The organism is Nocardia glycosmidis (genome assembly GCF_052545115.1).
In genome coordinates this window covers 121,537-146,032 of sequence record NZ_JBQWRH010000007.1, presented here as the reverse complement: position 1 = coordinate 146,032, position 24,496 = coordinate 121,537, and the positions used below count along the sequence as shown (strand labels likewise).

The window sequence follows — 24,496 nt, the reverse complement described above, 5'->3', positions numbered from 1 at the left end:
ATCTTGCCGTGCGGACGCGTGCTCGCGCCAGCGGGTTTTCGGGGCGATCGGGATCCGTGCGGGTCCCGATCGCGGGTCAGCGTGACGTACTCAGCTGGAAGGTGCGTGTGGCATCAAGGTAGATCCCGCGCTGCGACGGCCTGCCCGGCGGGGGGAGCTGGGCGACCAGCTGCTCCAGCGAGGTCGTCGCGCCGACCACCTCGGTGCCCGCGACGATGAAATCGGCAACCGCCCGGCGAATGTGGTTGGGCGAGGTGACCACGATCGCGCTCGTCGCCCCGACATCGCGCAGCATCTGGGTGCTGAACAGGGCGTTCTGCACGGTCGAGCCCGCGCGGCTCTCCGCGTGGATCCGGGTCGCCGGCACACCGTGGGCGATCAGCCAGTTGCGCATGGCCTCGGCCTCGGTGGTGCCGTTCTGCGGATTTCCGCCGGTGACGACGATCGGCGAGAACGGTGCGGCGATCGATTGCAGCCACGCGGCGGTGAGCCGGTTCACCAGCTCCGGGCGCGGCGCTCCATCCGGGAGCAGGCCGTAGCCGAGCACCACGATCCCGGTCTGCGGCCCGGCCAGCGCGGGCAGCGGATTCGGCAGGGTACCGACCGCGGCGCGAATGGCGCCGAGCACGTTATCGGTGCCCTGTGCCATGCCGGGGTCGACGACGCGCAGTCGCGTCATGGCGTCGATGAGCGCGGGCAGGTCGCCCGCATAGTCGGACCAGATCGCCTGTAGGGAGAGCGCTTCCGCGTCTGCGGGGTCGGCGCCGATGAGGGCTCGCAGATCGGCGCGGCCCGCGGCGTCGTCGCCGTCGGTGAAATGGCGCTGGGCGGAGTTGTAGAGGGCGTCGGCGTCCGCAGCGGCGTATGCCGGAGCACCGGTCGAATCAGCAAGGGAGAACGCGGTCAGAGATGACACCACGAACGACGTCGCGACGAGAAGTTTCACATGCCTCGAGATCTTCACTACAGTCGACACCTTTCCGCTGCGGAACAGGGTTGGCACGCACTAGCAGTCAGCTGGGCAAACTGTGCTCACGATACGGGCGACCGAACCCGGTATCAGGGAATTGCCGGACAGATTCTGCGCGGGTGTTGCGCGCGTCCACTGCCGCGACCCTCTGCAAGGGAAATACAGACGGCCCGGCGTGTGGCTGCGGCATCGGCGGCCCGGCGCGGGACTGTGCCTTGGGTCTGTCTGCCGGTGCCGGTTCTGTGGCTGCCTCGGTATGCATCGGGTCGGTACAGGGCAGGGAATGAGTTCGGGATGGTGCGGCCACTAGGCTGTGTCGACGTGGATACTGCTTCGCTGTCCGGCAAGGAACTCGCCGCCGCCATCAACGCTGAAACCAAGGCCCGGGCCACCGCGCTCACCGAAGGCGCAGGAGCGCCGCGTCTCGCGCTGGTCGTGCCCAACGACGACCCAGCCAGCGCCTGGTATGTGAACTCGCTCCGCAAGGCCGCCGAACGGCTCGGCATCGCCTGCGACACAGTCGATCTCGGTCCGGACGCGACGGTGACGGGGATCCGTGCCGAGCTCGCCGCGCGCAGCGCGGATCACGCCACCGACGCGATCATGCTGCAGACCCCTCTTCCGGTCGGCGTCAGCCTCGATGATGTGAGCTCCGCGATCGTTGCGACCAAGGATGTCGACGGCGTGAGCCCGCTGTCGCTAGGCCTGCTCGCGGCCGGGCTGGACGGTTTCGTTCCGGCTACGTCCGAGGCCGTGGTGGAACTGCTCGAGCACCATGGGATCCCCCTCGCCGGTCGGCATGTCGCGGTCGTCGGCCGCTCGAACATCGTGGGGAAACCGCTGGCCCAGCTGCTGCTGGCGAAGGACGCCACGGTCACGGTGTGCCATTCGCGCACCGCCGACCTGGCCGCCGTCACCGCTACCGCTGACGTGGTCGTCGCGGCGGCGGGCCGCATCGGCCTGATCTGCGGCAAGCATGTGCGCGCAGGCGCGGTCGTCATCGACGTCGGCACCAACGAGGCGCCCGACGGCACGATCACCGGCGACGTCGACGCGGCCTCGGTCCGCGGCAAGGCCGCGGCACTGAGCCCCGTCCCGGGCGGCGTTGGCCCGGTGACCACGGCTCTGCTCATGCGTCACGTCGTCACCGCCGCCGAAACCGGCCGCTCGAACTGAGTGCTGAACGGCCGATGCGTGGCGCGGGACTCAGCCCCGGCTGATGGCGCTGATCAGGGTGCGGTTGCCGTCTTTCGCCGTGGAGACGATCTGCGGGTTGTAGGTGACCGGTGATTGTCCGGGGCGATGTTCGGTGATGAGCACGACGTACTGGCCCGCGAAGGCACCGGGGGTGATGGCCACGCAGTGCGTGGTTCCCGCGGGGATGGTGTCGATGCCACGCTGGATGGCGTCGGCGGTCTGCACGGAGGCGTCGGCGGTTGTGGTGGTGCGGACCTCTTCGCCGGAGCGGGTCACGTAATAGGCGTGCTGGAAGGCGAAGATCACCGCTGGGCCGGAATCGAATCCCCCCACACCGTTGCCCTGGATGCGGTTGCCGACCCGCTCGGCCGGACACTGTGCGATCGGTGCCGCCGCCGACACGTCGGCCTGGGCGGATGGGCTCGGTCCGGTCGTCTGGGCGGAGCCACCCGTGCCGAACTGCAGGTAGACGCCGCCGACGAGAACGGCGACGCCGAGCGCGCCGAGCAGCGGCATCTTCCACCGCCGCCTCGCACCGCGTCCGCGTGAGCGATCGATCAAGCCGGTGAATTGGTCTTCGTAAGGCGCGAGCTCGAGTGTCGATGCTGGTCGGGGCGACGGCCGTGGGGCGGCGTGTCCCTGGTCGACCCAGGCGGACCATTCACCCTGATAGTCCAGACCCCCTACGGCCGGGGCGGCAGGACCTGCGGGACCGCCCCGATCCCCGCGGTCGTAGCCAGGTCGTGCGCTCATCTCCGGTCGATCCATCGCCCCACCCTTCATCAGGTCACCGTCAGGTTATTCGCACCTCCACGACGCGGGAACACGGTGCCGTGTCCCGCATCGCGAGCCGCACGCACCCCGGAGAATACTGCCGGGTACCCGGATTGGGCGCATCCGTGGCCGGTGCGCCATCGAAATTCCTTGCCGCGCAGCGAGTGCCGATCACCAGTGGGTGATCACCGGGTCGCCGACACCGAGCGTGTGATAGACCCACTCGGCGTCGTCGGGAGCGAGGTTGATGCAACCGTGGCTGACGTTCGCATAACCCTGCTGATCCACCGACCACGGCGCGGAGTGGATGAAAACGCCACTCCACGTAAGGCGTTCGGCGAACTCGCCATTGATGAGGTAGCCCTCCGGCGAGTTCAGCGGAATGCCGATGGTGCGGGAGTCGAACACGATCGAACGGAACTTCTCCAGCACCGGCCAAGTGCCCGACGGCGTTTCCCAGCCGGGCTTGCCCATCGAGGCGGGCATGGTCCGCACAGAGGTGCCGTCGATGGTAACGGTAAAGGTGTGCGCCGACATGTCCGCGTCACCGAAAACGCCCGCGTTCGTTCGGAATTCTGTCCGGGTACCGCCGACCGAGACGGCGATGCGGGCATTGGCGGGCAGGAACCCGGTCGGCGTCCACACCGCTTCGCGATCGCCGGTCCACGCGAGCGTGCCCGCGAGCGGCTGATCCGTTCTGATGTCGATGGACTGTTCCGTGCGTGCGCGATCCGTCACGGGCGCGGCGAAACGAATGGTCACCGGATGAGCGACACCCACCACCTGACCGTTCGAAGGTCCGATCGCTGCCACGGCAGGAGCAGATGGCCTGCCGATCATCGCCGTCGCCGCGCCCGACCCGAACGCGGCGAGCGCCACGATCACGGTCGCGAGGAACAGGTACCGGAAAACGCTCCTCATGGCGTCTACCCCTTCGAGCTGGTGTGGTAGGCAGGAAAACAGTCTAGGCCCGCATGATCAACTCGGCCACCGATGGATTTGGTCCGTGGTCCAGTTGTAACGGGAGGATTCGCCTACCCCTGGACGCCTACCCGGTCAGCTGCAAAGGAAACGTGCCGAGGGTTGCCCGGTCAGCGGGCGGAGCTCGTGGGCAGCGGCTCCGGTTCGGTTGCCGACCGCGCGTCGAATTCCGCGCGTGCGGCCACGATTTCATGCTGGTGCTCGACCGCCCAGACGCGCATGGCATGGCTGAGTGCGCCGATGCTCGAACCGAGTTCGGTGAGGGAGTACTCCACCCGCGGCGGGACCGTGGGGTAGACGGCACGGCGCACGAGCCCCTCGCGTTCCAGGTTGCGCAGTGTGCGGGTGAGCATCTTCTGGGTGATGCCGTCCAGACGGCGGCGCAGATCGTTGAAGCGGATCGGCCCGTCGTTGTCGCGCAGGACGCTCAGCACGAGCATGACCCACTTGTCGAGCGCTGCTACGTCGAACCGTCCGGTGTCTCCCTGCGCGAGATCACCACCATGGTCGAACGCGGGCATCTGCGCGCAGCGATCGACCAGGTGTTTGCGCTGTCGCAGAACGCCGAGGCACACCGGATCAGTGAATCCGGCCGGGTGCGCGGCAAGAGCATGCTCGTTGCCCTGGAACCCGCCTGCCTGAAATCGCCGCACGAAACTATTTGCGCAGCGCGTGGACAACCTCGGCGTGCAGGGCGTCGGCGCGGGCGGTCAGCTCTTCGATGCGCAACAGCGCGGGCGCGAAGCGATCGCCCTCGGCCGCGGGCAGTGCCGCCACGTTGATCTCGATGTTGAGCTGCGAGCTGGTCGCGGCGGCACGGCAGGCGTCGGCAGCGGCGCCGATATCGGTGACCACATTCGGATTTCCGATCGGGAACAGTTCGGTCGCCAGCGACAGCACCTCGTCGGCTTCATCGACGACTGCGGCCGGCACCCGGGCCGCTTCGAACAGCGCGGCGTTGATCGCCGCGCTACGAGCGGCGCGGTCCTCGGGAGTCTCCTTGGGGAGTTTGTAGGCGACACCGACGGCCGTGAACGCGGCGGCGTCGGCGTCGGCGAGCGCAAGAGCCCGCGCCCGGGCGGCGTCAGCGGCCTCGATGATGCGGTCGATCACGGGACGGTTGTCCGCGTCCTTGGCGCGGGTGGTGTAGCGAGCCACCATCGCCACCAACGCGGCAGCTTGCGCGGCGTGCAGCGCCGCCACCGCTCCGCCGCCCGGCGCGGGAATCTTGGCGGCCAGATCATTCAGGTATTGCGCGAGGCCGGCCTCGCCGAAGGACGACGCAGTGTCGGTGGACGACGTGTTGGGCTGCGACACGGGGATGTTGCCTTTCGTTCTACGGCGACTGCGGGACTACGCGTAGACGCTACCTGGTTGCACCGGCGGATCCGGCCACGCCCGGACCGGCCTGCTCCGAGCCGACGCGCGCACACGGCATACCCCCCGTTATGTTGAGTGCCATGCGGATCGGATTGAGCATCAACTACTCGGGGGGCTTCAAGGAGGCAGCGGCCGAAGTCGCCGACCTCGAGCGGGCCGGTCTGGACATCGTGTTCGTGCCCGAGGCGTACTCGTTCGACGCGGTGAGTGCGCTGGGCTACTTGGCGGCCGAGACCACGCGCGTGCAGCTGGCCTCGGGCATCCTGCAGATCTACACACGCACTCCGAGCCTGACCGCAATGACCGCGGCGGGCCTGGACTTCGTCTCCGATGGCCGCTTCCTGCTCGGCCTGGGTGCGTCGGGCCCGCAAGTGATCGAGGGCTTCCACGGGGTGCCCTACGATGCGCCGATCGGCCGCACCAGGGAGCTGGTGGAGATCTGCCGGAAGGTATGGCGGCGCGAGCGCCTGGAATACCACGGCAAGCACTACCAGATCCCGCTGCCCGCGGGACAGGGGACCGGTCTGGGCAAGCCGCTCAAGCTGATCAATCACCCGGTCCGCGAACGTATTCCGGTGCTGCTGGCCGCGCTCGGGCCGAAGAATGTGGAGCTGGCCGCTGAGATCGCGGAGGGCTGGCAGCCGATCTTCTTCCTGCCGGAGAAGGCGCGGCAGGTGTGGGGCGACTCGCTGGACGCCGGCCGCGCCAAGCGTGACCCGGCCCTCGGCGACCTCGACGTATTCGCCGGTCCGGCGCTGGCCATCGGGGACAACGTCGAACCGCTGCTGGAGTTCGTGAAGCCGCACGTGGCGCTCTATATCGGCGGCATGGGTGCCAAGGGCAAGAACTTCTACCATACTTTGGCCACGAAATACGGCTACGGGGCGGAGGCCGACCGCATCCAACAGCTGTACTTGTCCGGCGCGAAAGAGGCCGCGGCGAAGGCGGTGCCGGACGCGCTGGCGCGGGATATCTCCCTGGTCGGTCCGGCGGGCTACGTCGCGGAACGGGTCGCGGCCTTCCGGGAAGCGGGCGCCACGGTGTTGAACGTCGTCCCGATGGCGGCCACCGCGGCCGAGCGGGTCAAGCTGATCGAGCAGCTGCGCGAACTGGTGTGAGCGGAACGTCGCCGCCGTCGCCTGGGGCGACAGCGGCGACGGCCGAGGTCAGCTCTGCCGCAGCGCCACGAGCGCCGCGTCCAGGGTGGAATATAACGCGAACACCTGATCCAGGCTGGTCATCTTCAGCTGACGGCTGGTTGCCGGTCCTTCGGCGACGACGGCGATCGCGGTCGTGCTGCCCGCGCGCTGGTGGGCGGCGACGAGCGTTGCCATGCCCGCCGAGGCGAGGAAGCTGACCGCGCTGAGGTCGATGATCAGGGCTGCGGGCTTGCCGCTGAGGATGGCCTCGATCGCGTTCTCCAGGGCGGGGGCCGTCGCCAGATCGACCTCCCCGGCCACCGTCAGCACCGTCGCGCCGTCGTGCGCCGCGGCCGTAGTGGTCATCGTGTCCGCAAGGGGATACGCTTCTCCGGAAGTATTGGTCACCCCCTCACCACACACAAAATCCGGCGGATTCGCAACCTCGGAGCGTTCAGCTGCTCCATACGACGACCGATCCGGTCCGCGCCGTAGACCAGCCGTTTGCGCGAATCTGCCCGGCTCCAGGGCTTTGCCGCCTTTCCTGTCGTCGGCGCGAGCGGCGATGCGAGCTCTCCACGCATCCGTTCGCCCGGTAGCGTGAGGCACTATTGCATGATGCACGACAGCACCGAACCGCTCGCGATCGTCGCGTCCGCCCGGACCGGCCGCGGTCGGGGCAGGCACGCCAAGTCCGAGCGGCCGACCCGGGTGGATGGATCCGCGCCCGCCGGACGGCGTTCTCGCAAGGGGCGGGCAGGCGAGAGGAGCCTGGCGGATCTGACCACCGACCGGTACGAGCCGGTTCGGCCGCGCCGTGTCGACCACAAGAGACGGGCACCATCCGGCAAAGTGGTACGCGGTCTGCGCATCGCCGCTCGAGTACTGGCGGCCGCTACGGCGTTGGCCGTGGTGTCGGGAACCGGATTCGCCTACTACACCGAGCACAGCATCGACTCGGGTTTCACCCGTTCGCGGGCGATCAGCGCCGAGGACGCCGCCGCGCTGGACGGTGATCTGAACATCCTGTTGATCGGTCTGGACACCCGTAAGGACCAGAACGGCAACGACCTGTCCCAGAACATCCTCGACCAATTGCACGCCGGTGACAGCGACAACGGCGGATACAACGCGAATTCTCTGATCCTGATGCACATTCCGAAGGATTTGACGAAGATCACCGCCTTTTCCATCCCCCGTGACGACTACGTGGCCGTCACCGGGATACCCGGCTACGACCATGCCAAGATCAAAGAGGCATACGGGCTGAAGAAGGCCGCCGTCGAGCAGAAGCTGATGAACCAAGGCGTCAAGGACAAGCTGGAGCTGGAACGCCAAGGGCGTGAGGCCGGACGCGAATCGATCGTGCAAACCGTGAAACAACTGACCGGGGTGCCGATCAACCGGTTCGCCGAGGTCTCCCTCGTCGGCTTCTACGACATCGCGACCATCCTCGGCGGCGTCGACGTGTGCCTCAACCACGCCGTCCACGACGCGTACTACTCCGGCGCGGTGTTCCCGGCCGGACCGCAGCATCTCGACGCCGCAAACGCTCTGGCCTTCGTGCGCCAGCGCCATGGCCTCGACAACGGCGACCTCGACCGCACGCACCGGCAGCAAGCGTTCCTTACCTCGGTCGCCACACAGCTGAAGAGTTCGGGCACCCTCACCGATGGCAAGCTCCCACAGCTGATCAACGCGGCGCAGAATGACATCGTGCTGTCGCAAGGCTGGAACCTGCTCGACTTCGCCCAGACTCTCGGCAAGGCCGGATCCGTTCCGATCGAGTTCCAGACCCTGCCGGTGAAGGCGTACGACACCGTCGACGGCCAAGACGTCAACGTCATCGACCCGGCCTTGATCAAGAAGACAGTGCGCACCGCATTCGGTGTGCAGACGACACCACCAGCCCGGTCGGTGACCACACCGGCGAGCATCGTCGATGTCGTCAATGCAGGCAGCCATACCGGCATGGCCGCGAAGGTGTCGGCCGCCCTGGCCGCGAAGGGGTACGGCAAGGGCGCGATCGGCAACGCCGCCGCCTTCACGGACGGATCCAGTTCGGTCGTGTACTACAACACCGGCTCCGGCAGCGCCGACGCGATCCAGGTGGCCGACCTGCTCGGCGGGCTACCGACTGCCGCCGCACTCACCGTCGAGGCCGGCCACGTCAAGGTGGTCGTCGGAGACGACTTCACCCTCCCCGACGATTCGACCGACCCGTCGACCTCCGACGCACCGCCGACCGGCACCACCACCAGCCCATCGCCCGCCACACTCACCGCCGGGATACCCGACTCCGGCAAACCGGTCACGACCACCATCGGCTCCACCATCCCCTGTGTGAACTGAAGGCGTACCCGACATCGCGTTCGTGCCGGCGGTCCCAGCCGCGAGCGTCATCATGCTGACAGTTCTGGTGCTGGTCGAACGTGCCTCGTGGCAATCGATCAGCGATGGCCGCAGCGGACGATCGCCGCGTCCTACCGCCGCAGCATCACCCGAAAACCTGCCGGTTCGTCCCGCGGAGCGGGTTCGCCACGGGGAAAGTGATCGCGGGCAGTGTCACCGACATCCGGACCGTTGTACCCGGTCCGGAGTGATCGATGTCGAGTTCCTCGGTCAGCGCGCGCATCATCTCGATGCCGCGGCCGCGGTAGCCGGGATCGGCGGCGCGGGGTTTCCAATCGCCCGTGTCGGTGACCACGATGACGACGGCGTCGATGTCGCAGGTGGCCGACAGCACAACCCGCCCGGCGCTTCCGCTGCGATAGGCGTGCTCGATGCTGTTGCTGCACGCCTCGTTGGCCGCGGCGACAAGATCGGCTGCCAGGTCGTGCGGCACCGCAGCGGCGGCCAGCCAGCCCTTCAGCGTCCGCCGCAGGACCACGAGCTCGTCCGCGTGCGCGGGCACATCCAGTCCGAGCGGCGCGGGTGGTTGGCGGTAGACCACCATGGCCACGTCGTCGTCGTATCCGGCCGCCGGCCGCAGCCGGGACAGCACCGCGTCGGCGACCTCGCGCGGCAGCCGTCCCGAGGTGTCGGCGAGCACCGCGGCGATCTTGGCGAATCCCGCATCGATGTCGACGCCGCGCTGTTCGACGAGGCCATCGGTGAACAGCACCAATGTCGAGCCGGGTGCCAGCGCCGTGGTGGCCTCCGGGCGGCGTGGCGGGTCGAACGTCGCCAGCGGCACGGAACGGCCGCCCTCGAGCAGCCTGCCCGTCCGGCAGGCCTCCGCGAGGATCGGTGGCATATGCCCGGCGCTGCTGTAGCGGACCACTCCCCGCACCGGGTCCAGCACGGCAGCGCACACCGTGGTGCACATAGCGCCCGGAATGCGTGCGGCGACAGTGTCGAGTTCGGCGAGCAGCTGCGCCGGCCCGGCGCCGCGCAGCAGCAGCGCGCGAGCCGCGGTCCGCAACTGGCCCATCACCACCGCGGCGGAAAGGCCACGACCCACACAGTCGCCGACCACCACGCCGATGGTGCCATCCCGCAGTGGCACCACGTCGTACCAGTCGCCACCGATCTCCAGCGGCGGGAGCGCGGGTTCGTAGTGCACGCAGAAGCGCGGCGGCAGCTCGATCGGGCCCAGCATGGCGCGTTGCAGGGTCAGTGAGGTGGCGCGCGCCTGGTCGAAGTTGCGCGCCCGCTGCACCGCGAGGCTGAGGTGGCCGATCAGCAGGGAGAACAGCGTCCAGTCCGCCGCGCTGATCGCGCGGGGCGCGGCGAAGCGCAACCACATCGCCGCGTCGCCGGTCTCACCCAGCGGTGCGACGATGCCCTCGGAACTCTCGGCACCATCGGGAATGGCCAGCAGGCTGCGCGGCGGCCTGCGTCTGGCCCGGTCCAGCAGCGCGCGCGACCGGTCGTCGAGAGCGGCGGCGCCGTCGCGCGACGCACCATCCGCACCCGCGCCGGAGACGTACACCTCGGGTACGGCATTGTGGCTCGGCCACACCGCCACCACCGCGGTTTCCGCGCCCACCGTGCGGCGCAGCTCATCGAGCCCGACGGCCAGCACCTCGACCACACTGGTCGCGGCACCGACCGCGGTCGCCAGCCGGGAGGCCGCCTGGTCGCGGGCCTGCGCATCGTGTTCGGCGGTGACATCGCGGATGGTGCCGACGGAGATCCGCTCGTTACCCTCCGGTTTGATCAGCGCGCTGGTGCTGACCGCGAGCCACACGTTGCGTCCGTCCCGATGCCGGATCGGGATGACGAAACGCTGTGCCGCCGTCCCCAGATCGGGGTAGTGCGCGCCCTCCGGGCTCGACCACGGATGCGGCAGCGGATAGGGCAGGCCCGCGGCGCCGTAGCCGGTGAGCGCGCCGAAGGCGGTGTTGACCTCGATGATCGTGCCCTGCACGTCGGCGACGAAGAAGCCGTCCTGCAGCGATTCCACCAGTGCGGTGCGGAAGGCATCCCGTCCCGCGAGATCGTCGGCGCGGGAACGTTGTTGCTCGTATCGGCGGGTGCCGTCGAGATAGCCGCGGGTCGCGATATCCAGCGGAACGAGGGTCTGCAGCAGGAATTCCAGCGCGGCCTCCGGCACCCGGCTCTCGGCTTCGCCGCCATCCGGCGCATCGTCGCGCCGCTGCTGTTCGTCGTGCACGACCCGGAAGTGGTTCTCCGTGAGATCGAGCAGGCTGATGCCCTCCACCAGCGCACGCCTGCCGAGCTCGTACCCTTCGGCGAGTCCGGCTTGGGTGGGCGAGTGCAGATGCCGCCGCAGGGCGTCCGCGTAGGTGTTCAGGAAATCGGCCAGCAGCGTGCTCATGTCCGCGCCTCGCCGGCGCTCGGCTGCGCCATGACCGCACGGGCGACGGTGCGGCCGGTTCGCTCGCTCATGCCGGCACTCCCGTTCCGCCGCGGTGCCGGGCGGCCAGCACGAGTGCGTCGTCGGTGGCCTTGGCGTGCTCGGCGAGGATCTCGGCGGTGATGGCGGCGGTGGACTTGGAAAGGTCGATCCCGGTGGCGGATTCGGGGACGATGCCGTCGGTGCTCATCAGCAGCAGGTCGCCGGGGCGGACCGGGATGGACTGCGGCTGCAGGTTCGACGGCAGCCGGTAGCCCACGATTCCCGCGGTGAGCAGTACGGTGGCGTGCACTGTCAGACCGACGGGACCCGCGGTGAGTACCTGGGATTCGACATTGCCGACGCCGAGCCAGCGCACCGTGTCGCTCTCGTCGAACAGGGCCAGCGAAATCGCCGCCCCACGGGTGTCCGCCATCGCGCGGTGGCACAGCACCATCAGGACATCGAGCGGTTCCGCGCGGTTCTCATCGAGGACCCGCACCGCGCGGTCGGCCGCGTCCGCTGCCGCGGCACCATGTCCGAGCCCGTCCATGACGGCGAAAAGAACTGTGCCGCCGCCGGTGTCGAGGACGACGCCGCGGTCACCGGAGACCTGCTGACCAGGCAGTGCGCGACCGGCCACCGCCCACTCGATCCGGCCGATGAGCCCGTCCTCATGCACCGTCGGGCACCCACTTCCACATCTCCACCAGCGTGCCGCGCCCGGGCGCCGAGTCGACGGTGAGCCGGTCCATCAACCGCCGGGCGCCGGGCAGGCCGAGGCCCAGACCCCGGCCGGTGGAGTAGCCGTCTTCCAGCGCGCGAGCGATATCGATGATGCCGGGCCCCTGATCCTCGGCCTGCACCACCAGTGCTCGGCGCCCCTCGCGGTCATCGACCAGCAGACGAATTTCGCCGCTGCCGGCGTAACTGGTGATGTTGCGGGCGATTTCGGAGATCGCCGTAGAGATCATGGTTCGATCGGTGAGGGTGAATCCGAGCTTTGCTGCCAGTTCGCGTCCGGCTTGACGTGCGGTCACGATGTCTCCGGACATCCTGACCGCGATCACCACGTTCTCAGCGGCCACTGTCACGACCGTCTCGCTGGCGGCGGGCTGGGATCTTGCGGTCCAACCAGGCGAGCCCCTCTTCCAGATCGAGGGCGGTGTGCATGTCCTCGAAGGTGAGACCGAGCTGCACCATGGCGAACGCGACTTCCGGCTGCAGACCGACGATCACCGTTTCGGCGCCGCGCAGCTGCGTCATGTGCGCGATGGTACGCAACGATCTCGCGGCGAACGAATCCATCACATCGATCGCGGTGACATCGACGATGATGCCGTGCGCACGATATTTGCTGACCTGCTTCATCAGGTCGTCCTGCAGGCGTTCGGTGTCGGCGTCGGTCAGCGCGGACTGCACCGACGCGATGAGGTACGTGCCCTGTTTGAGAATCGGAACCGGCATGTGCCCGCCCCGATCAGCGGCCGTCGCGTTCGGTGACGCGGGAAACCTCGTAACCCAGCAGGCGTTCGGCCTCCTCGATGCCGCCCTGCAGGTCGCCGACCGCGTTCATCTTCGACAGATCCAGGCCGATGGTCACCAGGGTCAGCGCGATCTCCGACGACAGCCCGGTGATGATCACATTCGCGCCCATCAGCCCGGACGCGTCGACGGTCTGAACCAGATGGTTGGCCACGGTGGAGTCGATCTGGGGCACACCGGTGATGTCGATGACCACGACCTTCGCGCGGTTGGCCCGGATGGCGCGCAGCAGCTGTTCGGTGAGCTGGCGGGCCCGCTGGCTGTCGAGCACGCCGATGATGGGCAGGATCAGCAGCTGCTCACGCACCTGGAGCACCGGTGTGGACAGCTCGCGGATGGCTTCCTGCTGTTGGCGGATGACCCGCTCGCGTTCCTGGACGAAGGAGACCGTCACGGTGTTGGCGATGCGGTTGGCGGCCGGTTCGTAGGCGTCGAGCACCTTGTTGAGCAGTTCGAAGTCCGACTGATACTTCTCGAAAAGGCTGCGCGCGAGCACATCGCGCAGCAACAGCACGATGCCGATGACCTCGTCGGTCTCGACGCCGCGCGGGATGATGCGTTCGGACAGGTCACGCGCGTAAGCCTGCAGCGCCTCGACGCTACCGGTCTCGAGTACGTCGACGTAGCCGTCGTAGATCGAGGTCGCCTCGGAGAAGATCTCCTCGGGGGTCATGGCGGTGAGTAGCTGAGCGTCGGCGATACGGCGGGCCCACTCCTCACGCAGCGCGGTGCGGTTCTGGCGCAGGTGCTCGACGAGCTGCGGCAGCAACTGGTCGACCGGTCCCGCGGTCAGGGAATCCGCCGAAAGGCTCATGGACACCTCGGACATGGAAATTCCTGCCCCTTTCGACGGTTGAGTGGGATCGTGGTGCGTTCGGCTGCTAGCCGATTCCGAGCCTAGTCATACCCCACCCGGCGCGCGGACGAAACCTGCCGGTTGTTCGCCTGCTGTTCGGATGTGATGGTCCTCACGGCACCGTAGCGAACCCGCGTGCCAACGCCGCGAGCGCCTGGTCCAAATACACGGTGAGGTCCGCGTCGGCGCGGTCGAGCCAGGCGTCGAACGCGGCTCGGGCCGCCGCGAGCGTGGTCCGTCCGACGGCCAGCGGGACGAGTCCGTCCTCCGGTTCGCCCAGTCGCCGCGCGGCGAACGCGCTCACCGTGCGCTCCCAGGCGTCGTAGTGCGGGCCGGCGGTGGCGGCGAGCGCGGGGACGGTTGCCACCAGCCGCATCCTGGTGCGCAGCTCGGGAACGTCCTCGGCGCGGTATCGGTTGGCGTTCACCACGACTCGGCGCACCGCGGTCATCATCGGCACGTCGTCCGCGACGCCGGCGAAGGCCGCGCGCAGTGCGGCGACCTCGTCGTCGAACTGGTACCAGAGCACCTCCGCCTTGGTGGGGAAGTAGCGGAAGAACGTGCGTCCGCTGATTCCGGCGGCGCCGGCGATCTGCTCCACGGTGGTCTCGTCGAAACCCTGCTCGGTGAACAGCCGCAAGGCGATCAGTTCGAGTTCGCGCTTCGTGGTGCCGCGCGGGCGGCCGCGCGTAGTCGGGTTCTGCCGCATCGTCTGATTCTGCTCGGCCGCGAACGACTCTTGATTATGTCAGTGACTGACGATAATCTTTCGGCATGTTGGCGGATCTGACCTGGCCAGAGGCGGGCGAGCGGGCCGCTGCGGGCGCGATCCTCGCCGTCGCGGTCGGGGCGACCGAGCAGCACGGCCCGCATCTGCCGCTGTCCACCGACACCGACGTCGCCGCGGCATTGTGTGCCCGGCTGGCCGCCGCACGGTCCGATGTGGTTATCGGACCGGCGATTCCGTACGGCGCCAGCGGCGAGCACGCGGGCTTCCCCGGCACGCTCTCGATCGGGCACGTGGCGCTGGAACTGCTGGTGGTCGAGCTGGTTCGCTCGGCGACCGACACCTTCGACCGCATCCTGCTGGTGAACTGGCACGGCGGCAATGTCGAGCCGCTACGCCGGGCGAAAGATCTGTTGCGCGCGGAATCCCGCGACGTGCGCGTCTACCTGCCGCACTTCGACGGCGACCTGCACGCGGGACGGTCGGAGACCGCGCTGCAACTCGCGCTCGCACCGGAGCGGGTGCGCGGCGACCGTGCCGCCGCCGGGGACCCGCGTTCGCTCGCCGAGTTGCTGCCATCGCTGCGCGTTTCAGGTGTGCGCGCGGTGAGTGCCAACGGTGTGCTCGGCGATCCGGCCGGCGCGACCGCCGTCGAAGGCGCCGCCCTGCTCGATCACCTGGGCGCCGCCCTGCTCGACCGAACCCGGCGCTGGTGGCCGGAGAACTCCTTGGAAAGGACCGACAATGAATCCGTGGTTCGAAACCGTCGCTGAAGCGCAGCGGCGGGCCGAGAAGCGACTCCCCAGGTCGGTGTACGGCGCGCTGGTCGCCGGTTCCGAGCGCGGTCAGACCATCGAGGACAACCAGAAGGCGTTCACCGAACTCGGTTTCGCGCCGCATGTGGCGGGGCCGATCGGTGCGCGCGATCAGTCGACGACCGTACTGGGCCAACAGTTTTCGATGCCGGTGCTGATCTCGCCGACCGGTGTGCAGGCGGTGCACCCGGACGGCGAGGTCGCTGTCGCCCGCGCCGCGGCCGCCCGCGGTATCGCGATGGGACTGAGCTCCTTCGCCAGTAAGCCGGTCGAAGAGGTGGTCGCGGCCAACCCGGCCACCTTCTTCCAGCTGTACTGGTGTGGTGGCAAGGACGAGATTCTGCAGCGGATGCGTCGAGCCGAGGCGGCCGGGGCGGTGGGGTTGATCCTCACGCTGGATTGGTCGTTCTCGCACGGGCGCGATTGGGGCAGCCCGGTCATTCCGGAGAAACTCGACCTGCGCGCCATGCTGAACTTCGCACCGCAGACCCTGGCACGTCCGCGGTGGCTGGCCTCCTACCTCCGCTCGGGCCGTCTCCCGGACCTGACCGCGCCGAACATGGTCGTCGGCGACGGCCCCGCCCCCGCCTTCTTCGGTGCCTACGGAGAATGGATGGGCACCCCCGCACCGGATTGGGCGGACGTGCGGTGGGTCTGTGCCCAATGGGACGGCCCAGTGCTGCTCAAAGGCGTCATGCGGGTCGATGACGCGCTACGGGCGGTGGACGCCGGCGTCGCGGCGATCTCGGTGTCCAACCACGGCGGCAACAACCTCGACGGCACCCCGGCCGCGATCCGGGCCCTGCCGGTGATCGCGGACGCGGTGGGCACGCAGATCGAAGTCCTGCTCGACGGCGGCATCCGGCGCGGCAGCGACGTGGTGAAGGCGGTGGCGCTCGGCGCACGGGCGGTGCTGATCGGGCGGGCCTATCTGTGGGGACTGGCCGCGAACGGGCAGGCCGGCGTGGAGAACGTGCTGGATATCCTGCGCGGCGGCATCGACTCGGCGCTGCTCGGCCTGCGCAAGACACGCGTCACCGACTTGGACCGCTCGGACGTGGTGATACCCGCCGGTTTCGAGCGGGCGCTGGGGGTTCCCGAAGCGGCCGGCGCGGTAAACGCTGCAGGCGATCCGGCGGCCACGCCCGCCTGAATCGACTCCCGGCCGGTTCTCGGTGCTGGGAAGCGGCGCCAGTGCCGATCGAACGCGGGCCCCTTCGCGTCGACGGTGCGAGATAGGGTTGCCTTACCGGCGGTGCGGCACCCTGTGGTGGCTAGGCTCGCTGTGCTCACGACCAGCCCGGCCGATCATGGCGCCGGGCCCATCCGAAGGAGTGCGACTGGTGACCGCGCCGGACTTTCGCTATTCAGACCTGCTGCCGATCGGCGCGGACGACACCCCCTACCGGTTGCTCACCACCGAGGGCGTCAGCACGTTCGAGCGCAATGGGCGCACTTTCCTGCAGGTCGAGCCGGAAGCGCTGCGGCTGCTCACCGAAACGGCGATGCACGACATCAGCCACTTCCTGCGCCCGGCGCATCTGGGTCAGCTGCGCAAGATCATCGACGACCCGGAGTCCAGCGGCAACGACCGGTTCGTCGCGCTGGATCTGCTCAAGAACGTGAACATCTCCGCGGGTGGCGTCCTGCCGATGTGCCAGGACACCGGCACCGCGATCGTCATGGGCAAGAAGTCCGAGGGAGTGCTGACGGGTGTCGACGACGCGGAATGGATCAGCCGCGGCGTGTTCGACGCCTACACCAAGTTGAACCTGCGCTACTCGCAGCTCGCGCCGATCACCATGTGGGAGGAGAAGAACACCGGTTCCAACCTGCCCGCGCAGGTCGAGCTGTACTCCACGCCGGGCGATCCGGCGCACCCGTCCTACAAGTTCCTGTTCATGGCCAAGGGCGGTGGTTCGGCGAACAAGTCCTTCCTCTACCAGGAGACCAAGGCCATCCTGAACCCCACCCGGATGCTGGAGTTCTTGGCCGAGAAGATCCGCTCGCTCGGCACCGCGGCCTGCCCGCCCTATCACCTGGCCGTCGTCATCGGCGGCACCAGCGCCGAGTTCGCGGTGAAGACGGCGAAATACGCGTCCGCGCACTACTTGGACAACCTTCCGACCGAGGGGTCGCTGTCCGCGCACGGCTTCCGCGACCTCGAACTGGAGGAAGAGGTCTTCAAGCTGACCCAGTCCTTCGGCATCGGCGCGCAATTCGGCGGCAAGTACTTCTGCCACGACGTGCGGGTGGTGCGCCTGCCGCGCCACGGTGCCAGCTGCCCGGTGGCCATCGCAGTATCCTGCTCGGCGGACCGGCAGGCGTTGGCCAAGATCACCGCCGAAGGCGTGTTCCTGGAGCAGCTCGAGCGCGAGCCCGCCCAGTATCTGCCCGAGCAGACCGACGCCATCCTCGGGGGTGACGTGGTACGCGTCGACCTGAACCGGCCGATGGACGAAATTCGCGCTGAATTGTCGAAATACCCGGTCAAGACCAGGCTTTCACTGACCGGGCCACTGGTGGTCGCGCGCGACATCGCGCACGCCAAGCTCAAGGAGCGGCTCGACGCGGGCGAGCCGATGCCCGATTACCTGCGCGATATGGCCGTCTACTACGCGGGCCCGGCCAAGACGCCGGACGGCTACGCGTCCGGTTCCTTCGGACCGACCACCGCGGGACGGATGGACTCCTATGTCGACCAGTTCCAGGCCGCGGGTGGCTCGTTCGTCATGCTGGCCAAAGGCAATCGGTCCGCACAGGTGACCAAGGCGTGCAAGGAACACGGCGGCTTCTACCTCGGCTCCATCGGCGGTCCCGCCGCGCGGCTCGCGCTGGACTGCATCAAGTCGGTGGAGGTGCTGGAGTATCCCGAGCTGGGCATGGAAGCGGTGTGGAAGATCGAGGTCGAGGATTTTCCCGCGTTCATCGTCGTCGACGACAAGGGCAACGACTTCTTCGCCGAAACGCAGAAGCCGATCGCGCTGGGCGTGCGCACCCGCTCCACAGCGACCGTCTGAGCCACCCTTCGGCCCTGCGGGCGCCCGCGGACACGGTGATGTCACCCCGATCGCCGGGGTGACGTCGACGTCGCGCCGGGCACCCTTAGCGGTGTACGTCGTTGATTCCGGTACCGATGCGGGTCGAGGAGTGGCAATGAGTACGTCCAGGAGCACATCCAGGCCGGTGCCGACGTCGTTGCGTGTATCGGAGTCGGCCGCGCGACAGTTGGCCGACCGCGCCGCGCGCGAGGGAACCACGTGCGCCGTCCTGCTCGATCGGTTGATCCGGGAGGGTGTCGATCAGCTCGATCATCCCGGAGTCGTCTTTCGCGGACCACTGCACGATCGTCGGGCGGCGCTGGTCGCCGGACCCGATATCTGGGAAATCGTTGCGCGCCTCCGGGAGTTGGACGGCCCGGTGGAACATCGCATTGCGGTGCTCAGTGCGAAGTCGGACCTGCAGATGAGCAAGATCAGGATCGCGCTCGCCTATGCCCGGTCGCATGGCGGCGAGATCTTGGACCGGATCGGACGCAATAGGCAAGCGGCGGAAGCGATTCGCCGCGGCCAACGGCGCATAGCGGCGGCGACGAGGCCGAGCGTACTGGACGGTTTGCCGCGCGCGTGATTCGGTCGGATTGTCCGACGCGATAGGTCTTCACATGCTGGGGAGCGAATGTGGAAATGCTCACCTTCTGTGCACAGGCTCGCTCCACTGGCGAACGGTTGTCCAGCACGGCCTGGCGGCCGGCCGCGGCGCGTCGGAACTGTCGCCCCTCTCGGGGTGCTTGGGGAGCAAAGGATTTCGTGTGCAGCGCGCCGATCGGCGCGGCGCTCCGGCAAGGCTGGTCGGCGGCCGATCCGTCGGGCGCGGTTGTGGAGGGAGTGTGAAATTCGAATCGAACCGAATGCCTCCAACCGTGGATTGCCGCTCCAGCGTTGGCCCGAATGCGCCTCGACGTGATTGCGCGCGGTCATCGCTGCCTCCGGAAGTGCTGCATATTAGGGCAATTCGGGTGCCGGAGCCGCTAACCCTTTCCTGTGATGCACAACACTGGGATAGATTGTGGACAGCACACTTTCCAGGTAAGCGAAATATTTGCTGCCTGAGGATAATTGGGCACATATCGGACATAACAGGTCGCTATCATGTGAAGTAGTTGCGATCTCTGTGGAATTCGCCGAAAGTTGTCCACAGGTCCGCTTGGGGATTGCCCCTGCGTGCTGAGTCGTCGCGCGGTAAAGGCCCCTACGTGTCGGCGACTCGCCTCCCCGACGTATCGCGCTCCGGTCGGACAGGTCATCGGCGCAAGCAACGGTGACCCTGGCCTGACGAACCGGGGTATACCAGACATAGGCGACCGTGGGCGATAGCATCGGCGCATGCTGCTTCGGAATCGTGGTCGGAGTCGGGTGCTGGCGCGACTATCGGCAGCGGTGCTGCCCGCGCTGGTAGCGACCGGCGTCCTGGCCGGGCAGGCGCAGGCCGACCTCCGCGTCATAGATAGGCGGGAAGCGGTGGGCTCCGCGACCGGCACCGAGGGACTCGAGCCGGCGTTGGCCTTGGCGTACACGCTCGCCGAACATGAGGCGCACGCGCAGGGTGTGCCACTGTCCATTACCTCCGGATACCGCACGCCCGCCGAGCAGCAGGCGCTGTGGGCGGACGGCGTGGCAACCTACGGCCCGGACGGCGCGCGTCGCTGGGTGCTGCCGCCGGACGAGTCCACGCACGTGTCCGGGCGGGCGATCGACGTCGGTCCGCGGCAGGGCGCGCAGTGGCTGGAGACGAACGGCAACCGATGGGGATTGTGCCGGATGTTCGAGAACGAGTGGTGGCATTTCGAACTGGCCACCGCGCCCGGCGCGGACTGCCCACCGATGATGCCGGACGCGAGCGTGCGTTAGCCGCGGCGGTACGCGTTCCTTATCCCATGGGGCGGGGATCGCGGTGTTCGTCCGCCGTCGATGAGCAGGTCTTATCCGTTGCTGTGGGACGCATCCCGGCCGCGCGGAAGGCGACGTCGGCGGCGATGCCGACGCGACCGGGCCACCGTGACACCGATCGCGGGCCGCACCCGTGTGTCCAGAGTCGCCTGTCGCGGCGATGGCCGATGATCAGGGCACACTCGCGAGTTCGAGCCCACCCTCGATCGAGGTGGGAACTCGGCGCCGATCAGGGGAGCCGAGCGCGGCAGTCAGATCGGTTCCATCGTGTTCGGCGAGTAGTTCGCCGCTGTCCCACACCAGCAGCGTGGCGCTGACGGTGTGCTCGGCGGCGGCGTGTGCCAGGTCGTAGTGCGCGCAGGCCGGGACGTGCGGATAGGTGATCCACAGGTCGTAGCCGGTCATGAACAGGTCGAGATCGAATTGCACGCTCAGCCCGAGCAATTCGCTGCGCCCGTTGTCGTCGACGCCGGCGAACGCCTCATCCAGCGCGAGCAGGCGCGGCGCTTGCGGGTCGGCCGAATCGAGCATGACGTGCGCCGCGGCGAACAGTGGTAGGTGCAGTGACACCGACTGCTCGCCGCCGGACAGCGCGCTGTGCCGGGCCACGGTGAGCTTGTCCTCGCTGCCATCGGCGGAGATCAACGTGAACGAGAATACCCGCCAGCCACGGTAGTCCAGGGTAGCGGCGAGAATCTCGGGGTAGGAGCGTTCCGGGTGCGCGGCCCGTGCCGCCCGGATCTCGGCGGCGAAATGTGCCCGGATCGCCGCCAGGTCCGCCGCCGTGAGGGCCGAGGCGTCCCGGTCGAGCAGCTTGGACGTGGCCCGCGCCGCATCGGACAGGTTGTCGGCGAGCAGCCAGTGCACGCCGATAGTGTTGCCCGAGGACATCCGCCGCTGCTTCATCTCCGCACCCATCCGGGCGATGAGATCGCGTGCGTCGCTGGTGCGTTCGTGGATCTGCTGGGCCAGGCCGGTCAGCAGTGCGTCCTCCAGAATGCGTCGCTCGGCGTCGGTGAGCAGCAGCTCTTGATCGCGGCGCGCGGCGTCGACGCGGGCGGCGAAGTCGGCGAGCGCCGCGATGCCGTGTTCGTCCTGCACCTGCACCACGGTGAGGCCATCGGCCGCGTCCCACTGGAGCCGGTAGTCGCGGCCGGATCCGGCGAGCGCGGCGTCGAACTCCTGCAGCGCCGCGGTGACCGCGCTACGGGTGGACTTGCGGGTCGCCTCGCTTGCCCGCACCGAGGCGGTGGCGGCGGCAAGGCCGTCGAACAACGCGGCGACTTCGTCGGGCAGCACGCGCGGCTGCGCCTGCGGTCCGGCCGTCGAGATCCGGTACAGCAGTTGCTCGGCTGTCGACCACGCGGCATCGCTACTGGGCCACCGCGCGTCGGGGGGTGCGCCCAGCAGGGTGAGCAGATCCGGTTGGGCGTACGGTGCGAGAGCTTTCACCCCGGCGAGCACCTCGGCGAGCGCCGTGGCGAGCGATTCGTGTGCGGTGCGGTAGGCGGCCTCGGCATCGCCGATCGCCTCGATCGCCTCGTTGGCGGCTTTGCGTGCGGCCTTCTGCTCGGCCTTGGTCGCCTCGATCCGCTGCCTGGCCTGCTCCAGGTCGTGATCGATGTCGGCCGCGCCTGCGCCGAGTGCCGCACGCAGCGTGTCCAGCTTGCGCACTTGTTCTCGGTAACCGGATTGCGCGGCTTGCGCTTCCTCCGCGAATGCCTCGGCCAGGTCGGTGGCCTCGACCAGGCGATCCTCGGCTTCTCGTTCCCGCTCGCGTTCGCGTTCGTGATCCCCGCGCAGCCGCAGCACGCCGGCGCCGGTGTTCTCGAAGTGCCGGATGGCGGCGGCGAGGGCGTCGATCTCGCCGCCCGTCCGCGCGGTACGGCGTGCCGCCGCCGCGGCGCGCAGCTTCTTCTCCGCGGCGGACAACTGCGCGACCGCCTGGTCGAGTTCGCGCTCGGCGTGTGTGGCGGCTTCGGCGCGCGACCGCATCATGCCCGCTGCCTCTGCCACCGCCCGCAATGCGGTGCTGACCGCGGTCGGCCGCGGAAGCCCTTTGACCGCGGCGGAGATTCGCGCGAGTTCAGTCGCGGCGTCGGCTTCCCGCTGCTCGGCGGCGCGCCGGTCCTGCTCCGCGGCGGCGATGGCGGCGGTCAGCTCGGCCGATCGGAACTCGCGGCGCCTGGCCCGGGCGGTGGCACCGATGTACTCCGCGTCGGACTTGCGGTGCCTGCCGACCTGCACGCCGTGGCGGAATCCACCCTCCGTCTCGATCGTCGGCGTTCCACTTGCTTCGCCGGCGTCGTCGTACAGGGCGATGGAGGCGAGCACCTCGGCCACGGCCTGCCGGGGAACAGCGAGCGCGTCCGAATCCTCCTCCACGACCAGCACATCGGCGAGAGTGCGGCCGGTCGGCCGGTTCGCGGCGGGCAGCGGCACCAGGAATAGATCCGACTCGAAGTCCGATGGGAGCGCATCTGCGGGGCACACCCAGCCGTCGAGCAGATTCGCGGCCTCCAGCGCGGCCTCGACAGCCGCCGCGGTCGCCGGAGAAACGTGGTCCGCGAAACGCACCAGGCGCCACAGCGCCGCGCCCGGACGTTCGCCGGTCCGGCCGGACCGCGCCGCGAATGCCGGTGGAGCATCGTCGCGTTGGGCCGCGACCCGGTCACGCTCGGTGGTCAGCTCGCTGATTCGCGCGGCCGCGGTCGCAGCCCGCGCGCGGGCCTCCTGGCGGCGGCCGCGGACCTCGTCGAGCAGGGGCTCGGCCCGCTCCGCCAGTACTTCCGCGACTGTGGCGGCGTCCGAACCGGCCTCGGCCACGGCGGAGTTCAGCGCCTCGAACAGACCGGCGCGGACGGGGGAGTAGACCGCGCGGTGCTCCTCCCACCACCCGCGCAGCGCGTCGGTGGCCTCGGTGCGCGCCAACGCGACCGTCGCCTCGGCGTGCGCGATCTCGGCAGCGGCTGCGTCGCGCAGTTCCCGGGCACGCTCGGCGAGCCGCTGCGCCCTGGCGCGTTCAGCGGCGGCGGTCTCCACTGCACCCAGCGCTCGGCGCACCTCGCGTACGTCGGCGTCGCGCTCCTCGGCGTGGCCCCGGACGGCTGCGGTGAGCTGTTCGGCGCGTGCTGTCTCGGGTAGCGGCGTCCATGCGATGCCCGCGTCCTCGGCAGCGCCGCGCAGGTCGTCTTCACCGCGGGCGAGCGCCGCCGCGGCGGTACGGGCCGCGGAGCGCGCGCGTTGCGCCTGCGCGGCGCGCTGGTGCAAGGTCTGCTTCGCCTCGAGCGCCTTGTCGGCGTGCGCGCCCGCCGAGGTTTCCAGCCGCCGTACCGCGTCGGCCAGGTCGTCGAGCTGTTGCTTACCCTCGTACGCGCTGGAATGCCGCAGGTTTTCCCGGTCGGCGAGGGCCTGCTCGTAGGCGCGGTCGGCGTCCTCCGCGCGGGTTTCGGCGGTGGCCCGCTCGGTCTCCCTGCGCGCGCGCAGCGCGGTCGCCGCGAACAGTGCGGTGCTCGTGTGCGTGACCGCGTCGAGCCGGGTCCGCACTTGGTCGACATCCGTTTTCGCCTGGACCGCAAGGTATTTCCGGTACACCTCGACAAAAGCCCTGGTCGCCGTGTCGGCGTGGACCAGGCCCTCCAAGGTGCGGGCGACTTCCTCCATATCGCTGAACGACCGGGCGGCGTCCAGGAGCAGTTGCTCGTCGAGCGGGCGCAGGCCATCGGTGAGCGCCTGGGACAGGCCGCGCGGATCCAGGTTCTTGGCCAGCTGCGGGCGGCGCAGCGTGAGGATCAGGTTGATCAGCTGGTCGTAACGCTGCGTCCCGAGACCGAACATGCGCGCGTCGATCGCGTTGCGATAATCGACCGGCCGATCGACGATCGAGTCGGTGCCGATCTGTTCGGCGAGCTGTTTGCGGGTGAACGGACGGTCGTCCGGACCGATCAGGGAGAAGTCCACGCCGACGCGGCCGTCGGCGACGAAGTACCAGCGGGTCACCTTGTCCGAGGACCGGGTGGCGCGCATACCGATGCCGACGGTGACCACTTCGGGGTCGTCCCAGCGGCCACGCGCGAACTCCATCCAGACGTAGGAGTAGGCCGAGTCCTGCTTGCGATAGAGCAGGTTCGACTTCATCGTGCGTTCCTCGCCGGCGAACGGGTTGAGCCGACGCGGCTCGATCCGCCCATCCAGCACGAACGGGAACAGCACCTCCAGAGCCTTGGTCTTGCCCGACCCGTTCGGACCGCGCAGGACCAACCTGCCGTCGGCGAAACAGAATTCCTGGTCGCGGTAGTCCCACAGGTTGACGATCCCGGCGCGGGTCGGAGTGAACCGCACTCCGGCGTGAATGAGCGACAT

Annotated in this window: 21 protein-coding genes; 8 read left to right on the top strand and 13 right to left on the bottom strand. The window is 68.8% G+C overall.

Annotated elements, in window-relative coordinates; translation table 11 throughout:
• Nucleotides 1-76: 76 nt before the first annotated feature.
• Nucleotides 77-964, bottom strand: coding sequence for a YdcF family protein (locus ACT86A_RS11320; RefSeq protein WP_445092011.1), 888 nt, complete (start codon nucleotides 962-964; stop codon nucleotides 77-79).
• Nucleotides 965-1,291: 327 nt separating this feature from the next.
• Here ACT86A_RS11320 and ACT86A_RS11315 point away from each other — a divergent pair, with 327 nt between their 5' ends.
• On the top strand, nucleotides 1,292-2,146 hold the full coding sequence (locus ACT86A_RS11315) for a bifunctional 5,10-methylenetetrahydrofolate dehydrogenase/5,10-methenyltetrahydrofolate cyclohydrolase (protein ID WP_445092010.1): 855 nt from the start codon (nucleotides 1,292-1,294) through the stop codon (nucleotides 2,144-2,146).
• A gap of 30 nt (nucleotides 2,147-2,176) precedes the next feature.
• On the opposite strand, the gene ACT86A_RS11310 is transcribed toward ACT86A_RS11315, so the two are convergent.
• The 4 genes from ACT86A_RS11310 to ACT86A_RS11290 all read right to left on the bottom strand — a co-directional run bounded on the left by ACT86A_RS11310 (nucleotide 2,177) and on the right by ACT86A_RS11290 (nucleotide 5,239).
• The gene (locus tag ACT86A_RS11310) at nucleotides 2,177-2,935 is read right to left on the bottom strand and encodes a DUF8176 domain-containing protein (RefSeq protein ID WP_445092009.1); all 759 of its coding nucleotides are present in this window, start codon (nucleotides 2,933-2,935) and stop codon (nucleotides 2,177-2,179) included.
• A gap of 177 nt (nucleotides 2,936-3,112) precedes the next feature.
• Entirely contained in the window at nucleotides 3,113-3,862 is a 750-nt protein-coding gene (locus ACT86A_RS11305; protein WP_445092008.1) for a L,D-transpeptidase, read from the bottom strand.
• 170 nt (nucleotides 3,863-4,032) lie between these two features.
• Complete coding sequence (locus ACT86A_RS11300) at nucleotides 4,033-4,443, bottom strand: winged helix-turn-helix transcriptional regulator (protein ID WP_445092007.1); 411 nt, start codon at nucleotides 4,441-4,443, stop codon at nucleotides 4,033-4,035.
• A 136-nt stretch (nucleotides 4,444-4,579) separates the two neighbouring features.
• Nucleotides 4,580-5,239 (bottom strand): cyclodeaminase/cyclohydrolase family protein, encoded by a 660-nt coding sequence (locus ACT86A_RS11290; protein ID WP_445092006.1) that lies wholly within the window; start codon nucleotides 5,237-5,239, stop codon nucleotides 4,580-4,582.
• A gap of 143 nt (nucleotides 5,240-5,382) precedes the next feature.
• Between ACT86A_RS11290 and ACT86A_RS11285 the strand changes: the two genes are divergently transcribed.
• A complete protein-coding gene (locus tag ACT86A_RS11285; protein WP_445092005.1) occupies nucleotides 5,383-6,420 on the top strand; it encodes an LLM class F420-dependent oxidoreductase in 1,038 nt (345 codons plus the stop codon).
• Between the two features lie 48 nt (nucleotides 6,421-6,468).
• Here the strand turns inward: ACT86A_RS11285 and ACT86A_RS11280 are convergent, their stop codons facing one another.
• On the bottom strand, nucleotides 6,469-6,807 hold the full coding sequence (locus tag ACT86A_RS11280; protein WP_445092140.1) for an STAS domain-containing protein: 339 nt from the start codon (nucleotides 6,805-6,807) through the stop codon (nucleotides 6,469-6,471).
• Nucleotides 6,808-7,056: 249 nt separating this feature from the next.
• On the opposite strand from ACT86A_RS11280, the gene ACT86A_RS11275 reads away from it, so the two are divergent.
• Nucleotides 7,057-8,793 carry an LCP family protein gene (locus ACT86A_RS11275; RefSeq protein WP_445092004.1) on the top strand — a complete coding sequence of 579 codons (1,737 nt, stop codon included), beginning with the start codon at nucleotides 7,057-7,059 and terminating at the stop codon, nucleotides 8,791-8,793.
• Nucleotides 8,794-8,938: 145 nt separating this feature from the next.
• Here ACT86A_RS11275 and ACT86A_RS11270 read toward each other — a convergent pair whose 3' ends face one another.
• The 6 genes from ACT86A_RS11270 to mftR form a co-directional block, all read right to left on the bottom strand.
• Nucleotides 8,939-11,224 (bottom strand): SpoIIE family protein phosphatase, encoded by a 2,286-nt coding sequence (locus ACT86A_RS11270; protein WP_445092003.1) that lies wholly within the window; start codon nucleotides 11,222-11,224, stop codon nucleotides 8,939-8,941.
• Nucleotides 11,225-11,291: 67 nt separating this feature from the next.
• On the bottom strand, nucleotides 11,292-11,924 hold the full coding sequence (locus tag ACT86A_RS11265; RefSeq protein WP_445092002.1) for a SpoIIE family protein phosphatase: 633 nt from the start codon (nucleotides 11,922-11,924) through the stop codon (nucleotides 11,292-11,294).
• Nucleotides 11,917-12,297 carry an ATP-binding protein gene (locus tag ACT86A_RS11260; RefSeq protein ID WP_445092139.1) on the bottom strand — a complete coding sequence of 127 codons (381 nt, stop codon included), beginning with the start codon at nucleotides 12,295-12,297 and terminating at the stop codon, nucleotides 11,917-11,919. Before ACT86A_RS11260 ends, ACT86A_RS11265 begins: the two co-directional genes overlap by 8 nt.
• 22 nt (nucleotides 12,298-12,319) lie before the next feature.
• On the bottom strand, nucleotides 12,320-12,709 hold the full coding sequence (locus tag ACT86A_RS11255) for an STAS domain-containing protein (protein ID WP_039798459.1): 390 nt from the start codon (nucleotides 12,707-12,709) through the stop codon (nucleotides 12,320-12,322).
• Nucleotides 12,710-12,722: 13 nt separating this feature from the next.
• A complete protein-coding gene (locus ACT86A_RS11250) occupies nucleotides 12,723-13,616 on the bottom strand; it encodes an STAS domain-containing protein (RefSeq protein ID WP_445092001.1) in 894 nt (297 codons plus the stop codon).
• 139 nt (nucleotides 13,617-13,755) lie between these two features.
• Nucleotides 13,756-14,352, bottom strand: a complete 597-nt coding sequence (gene mftR / locus ACT86A_RS11245; protein WP_445092000.1) for a mycofactocin system transcriptional regulator MftR — start codon at nucleotides 14,350-14,352, stop codon at nucleotides 13,756-13,758.
• Between the two features lie 65 nt (nucleotides 14,353-14,417).
• Between mftR and mftE the strand changes: the two genes are divergently transcribed.
• The 5 genes from mftE to ACT86A_RS11220 all read left to right on the top strand — a co-directional run bounded on the left by mftE (nucleotide 14,418) and on the right by ACT86A_RS11220 (nucleotide 20,095).
• A complete protein-coding gene (mftE, locus tag ACT86A_RS11240; protein WP_445091999.1) occupies nucleotides 14,418-15,143 on the top strand; it encodes a mycofactocin biosynthesis peptidyl-dipeptidase MftE in 726 nt (241 codons plus the stop codon).
• Nucleotides 15,115-16,338 carry a pre-mycofactocin synthase MftD gene (gene mftD / locus ACT86A_RS11235; RefSeq protein ID WP_445091998.1) on the top strand — a complete coding sequence of 408 codons (1,224 nt, stop codon included), beginning with the start codon at nucleotides 15,115-15,117 and terminating at the stop codon, nucleotides 16,336-16,338. The genes mftE and mftD overlap by 29 nt, the downstream gene beginning before the upstream one ends.
• Nucleotides 16,339-16,495: 157 nt before the next feature.
• Complete coding sequence (locus ACT86A_RS11230) at nucleotides 16,496-18,205, top strand: fumarate hydratase (protein ID WP_445091997.1); 1,710 nt, start codon at nucleotides 16,496-16,498, stop codon at nucleotides 18,203-18,205.
• A 136-nt stretch (nucleotides 18,206-18,341) separates the two neighbouring features.
• Nucleotides 18,342-18,815, top strand: coding sequence for a hypothetical protein (locus tag ACT86A_RS11225; protein WP_445091996.1), 474 nt, complete (start codon nucleotides 18,342-18,344; stop codon nucleotides 18,813-18,815).
• Between the two features lie 755 nt (nucleotides 18,816-19,570).
• Nucleotides 19,571-20,095: a M15 family metallopeptidase gene (locus ACT86A_RS11220; protein ID WP_445091995.1), complete on the top strand. Its 525-nt coding sequence runs from the start codon at nucleotides 19,571-19,573 to the stop codon at nucleotides 20,093-20,095.
• A gap of 210 nt (nucleotides 20,096-20,305) precedes the next feature.
• On the opposite strand, the gene ACT86A_RS11215 is transcribed toward ACT86A_RS11220, so the two are convergent.
• The gene (locus ACT86A_RS11215; RefSeq protein ID WP_445091994.1) at nucleotides 20,306-24,496 is read right to left on the bottom strand and encodes a TIGR02680 family protein; all 4,191 of its coding nucleotides are present in this window, start codon (nucleotides 24,494-24,496) and stop codon (nucleotides 20,306-20,308) included.

Bases quoted from the DNA above. Each gene is read 5' to 3' on its own strand.
- ACT86A_RS11310 (WP_445092009.1), bottom strand. From the start codon at position 2,935: ATGGATCGACCGGAGATGAGCGCACGACCTGGCTACGACCGCGGGGAT.
- ACT86A_RS11305 (WP_445092008.1), bottom strand. From the start codon at position 3,862: ATGAGGAGCGTTTTCCGGTACCTGTTCCTCGCGACCGTGATCGTGGCG.
- ACT86A_RS11300 (WP_445092007.1), bottom strand. From the start codon at position 4,443: ATGCCCGCGTTCGACCATGGTGGTGATCTCGCGCAGGGAGACACCGGA.
- ACT86A_RS11285 (WP_445092005.1), top strand. From the start codon at position 5,383: ATGCGGATCGGATTGAGCATCAACTACTCGGGGGGCTTCAAGGAGGCA.
- ACT86A_RS11280 (WP_445092140.1), bottom strand. From the start codon at position 6,807: ATGACCACTACGGCCGCGGCGCACGACGGCGCGACGGTGCTGACGGTG.
- ACT86A_RS11275 (WP_445092004.1), top strand. From the start codon at position 7,057: ATGATGCACGACAGCACCGAACCGCTCGCGATCGTCGCGTCCGCCCGG.
- ACT86A_RS11270 (WP_445092003.1), bottom strand. From the start codon at position 11,224: ATGAGCACGCTGCTGGCCGATTTCCTGAACACCTACGCGGACGCCCTG.
- ACT86A_RS11260 (WP_445092139.1), bottom strand. From the start codon at position 12,297: ATGTCCGGAGACATCGTGACCGCACGTCAAGCCGGACGCGAACTGGCA.
- ACT86A_RS11255 (WP_039798459.1), bottom strand. From the start codon at position 12,709: ATGCCGGTTCCGATTCTCAAACAGGGCACGTACCTCATCGCGTCGGTG.
- ACT86A_RS11250 (WP_445092001.1), bottom strand. From the start codon at position 13,616: ATGTCCGAGGTGTCCATGAGCCTTTCGGCGGATTCCCTGACCGCGGGA.
- mftR (WP_445092000.1), bottom strand. From the start codon at position 14,352: ATGCGGCAGAACCCGACTACGCGCGGCCGCCCGCGCGGCACCACGAAG.
- mftE (WP_445091999.1), top strand. From the start codon at position 14,418: ATGTTGGCGGATCTGACCTGGCCAGAGGCGGGCGAGCGGGCCGCTGCG.
- mftD (WP_445091998.1), top strand. From the start codon at position 15,115: ATGAATCCGTGGTTCGAAACCGTCGCTGAAGCGCAGCGGCGGGCCGAG.
- ACT86A_RS11230 (WP_445091997.1), top strand. From the start codon at position 16,496: ATGGCGCCGGGCCCATCCGAAGGAGTGCGACTGGTGACCGCGCCGGAC.
- ACT86A_RS11225 (WP_445091996.1), top strand. From the start codon at position 18,342: ATGAGTACGTCCAGGAGCACATCCAGGCCGGTGCCGACGTCGTTGCGT.
- ACT86A_RS11220 (WP_445091995.1), top strand. From the start codon at position 19,571: ATGCTGCTTCGGAATCGTGGTCGGAGTCGGGTGCTGGCGCGACTATCG.
- ACT86A_RS11215 (WP_445091994.1), bottom strand. From the start codon at position 24,496: ATGTCGCTCATTCACGCCGGAGTGCGGTTCACTCCGACCCGCGCCGGG.